This window comes from Psychrobacter sp., from assembly GCF_035469765.1.
Lineage (GTDB): Bacteria > Pseudomonadota > Gammaproteobacteria > Pseudomonadales > Moraxellaceae > Psychrobacter.
In genome coordinates this window covers 1-2,280 of the sequence record NZ_DATIRM010000440.1, presented here as the reverse complement: position 1 = coordinate 2,280, position 2,280 = coordinate 1, and the positions used below count along the sequence as shown (strand labels likewise).

Below are 2,280 nucleotides of genomic sequence, written 5' to 3'. Positions count from 1 at the left end.
AAAGCAATTGTCCAATATGGAAGAGTAAATCAAGATTTCTTAGTAGGACTATTTAGATGAATAAAGGTAAATTGCTAACCCTATCAGCTGAAACAGAAGAACTTGTTTTGGATAAGCTTAGAGATTATATGACTGCAGAGTTTGATATCGATATTGGCAATTTGCCCGCTAAGTTCTTATTAGATTTTATTATCGAAACCGTAGGTCCGCATTTTTATAATCAAGTAGTCGATGACATGGAGCCATGGCTATACGAGAAGTTTACGGGGATGTTAGAAGATATTCATCGCTTTAAAAAAGACTAAAAGATAGACCAAAAAAAGCCGCCCCTATGATAGGAGCGGCTTTTTCGTATTCTATAGCGCTAATTTTATAACTGCTACAAGTTAAAAATGAATAACTGTACGAATACTCTCGCCTTTATGCATCAAATCAAACGCTTCATTGATGTTTTCTAATGGCATCGTATGAGTGATAAAGTCATTTAATGGGATATCACCTTGCATATAACGATCGACATAGCCGGGCAGCTCTGAACGGCCTTTAACGCCACCAAATGCTGAACCGCGCCAGACTCGACCAGTCACTAGCTGGAATGGACGGGTTGAGATTTCTTTGCCTGCACCAGCGACACCAATGATGACCGACTCACCCCAGCCTTTATGGCAGCATTCAAGCGCTGAACGCATAACATCGACATTACCGATACACTCAAATGAGTAGTCAACGCCGCCATCGGTCATCTCAACGATGACATCTTGGATAGGCTTGTCATAATCTTTAGAATTGATGCAATCAGTTGCGCCTAGTTTTTTAGCCAACTCAAATTTATCTTCGTTGATATCAATGCCGATAATACGGCTGGCTTTTGCCATTTTTGCACCGATGATGGCTGCTAAGCCAATACCACCAAGACCGAAAACAGCAACGGTAGAGCCCTCTTCAACTTTTGCCGTATTCATGACTGCGCCCAGACCAGTAGTCACGCCACAACCAAGTAAGCAAACTTTTTCTAACGGTGCGTCTTTACTGACTTTGGCTAAAGAGATCTCTGGCAATACGGTATATTCAGAGAAGGTTGAACAACCCATATAATGGTAAATTGGCTGACCATCTTTATAAAAACGGGTGGTGCCATCTGGCATTAAGCCTTTACCTTGAGTCTCGCGTACCGCTGAGCATAGGTTGGTTTTGCCCGATAAGCACATTTTACATTCGCCACATTCTGCAGTATACAGCGGAATGACATGGTCACCGACTTGGACGCTGGTTACGCCTTCACCGATTTGCTCAACGATACCGCCGCCTTCATGACCTAAAATCGCTGGGAATACGCCTTCTGGGTCTTCACCAGATAAAGTAAAAGCATCAGTATGGCAGACGCCACTGGCAATGATCTTGACCAATACTTCGCCTTTGCGCGGTAGCATGACATCTACTTCTTCAATAGATAGTGGCTGGTTAGGACCCCAAGCAATGGCGGCTTTCGATTTAATAAATTTATCTGACATAGAAGTCTCTCTTTTTAATAGTTGAATTTTAACAGTGTGATTATTTTATATTACTTCCCTGCTAATGATAATATAGCATATTTGAAAATATCTTTTACACAGTGGTAATAATCATGAAGTGGGATGGTATCAGTGAGTTTGTCTACGTGTCAGAACTTGAGAGCTTTACTAAAGCGGCAGCAAAGCTTGCCATCTCGACGGCGCAAGTGAGTCGGCAGGTCACTGCATTGGAGAAACGGCTCAATACCAAGCTGCTCTATCGAACCACCCGTAAAGTATCGCTGACAGAAGAAGGGCGCGTGTTTTATCAGCATTGTCGCAGCATCCTTGATGGACTCGATGCCGCAGAACAAGCGGTTAGTAACTTGCAGTCAAAACCGCAAGGTCGAATCAATCTTACAGCTCCTGTCACCTATGGAGAGCAGCAGCTATTGCCACTGGTAAATAATTTTATGGTGCAATATAGTGATATCGAAGTGACGGCTTTTTTGAGCAATCAAAAGATTGACTTGATTGAAGGCGGTTACGACTTAGCAATACGTATCGGTAAACTAAACGACTCTACGATGATGGCCAAAAAACTCAGTCACCGTACCAACTTTGTCTGTGCATCGCCCGCTTATTTTGAGAAATATGGTCGCCCAAAAACTTTGGATGAACTCAGTCAACACAGCTGCTTATTGGGTACACTTGATTATTGGCACTTAAAAGAAGCAGATACAGAGCGCAATATACGCGTGAGCGGTAAGATACGTTATAACAGCGGTTA

The 2,280-nt window shown here is 42.7% G+C and carries 3 protein-coding genes; 2 read left to right on the top strand and 1 reads right to left on the bottom strand.

The genetic code is table 11. The annotated features are described in order from the left end of the window. Positions 1-56: 56 nt before the first annotated feature. The gene (locus tag VLN09_RS12010) at positions 57-305 is read left to right on the top strand and encodes a DUF2164 domain-containing protein (RefSeq protein WP_325246821.1); all 249 of its coding nucleotides are present in this window, start codon (positions 57-59) and stop codon (positions 303-305) included. 81 nt (positions 306-386) lie between these two features. Here the strand turns inward: VLN09_RS12010 and VLN09_RS12005 are convergent, their stop codons facing one another. Then, entirely contained in the window at positions 387-1,511 is a 1,125-nt protein-coding gene (locus VLN09_RS12005) for an S-(hydroxymethyl)glutathione dehydrogenase/class III alcohol dehydrogenase (RefSeq protein WP_325246819.1), read from the bottom strand. Between the two features lie 113 nt (positions 1,512-1,624). Between VLN09_RS12005 and VLN09_RS12000 the strand changes: the two genes are divergently transcribed. After that, on the top strand, positions 1,625-2,280 hold a 656-nt coding region (locus VLN09_RS12000), incomplete at its 3' end, for a LysR family transcriptional regulator (RefSeq protein WP_325246817.1).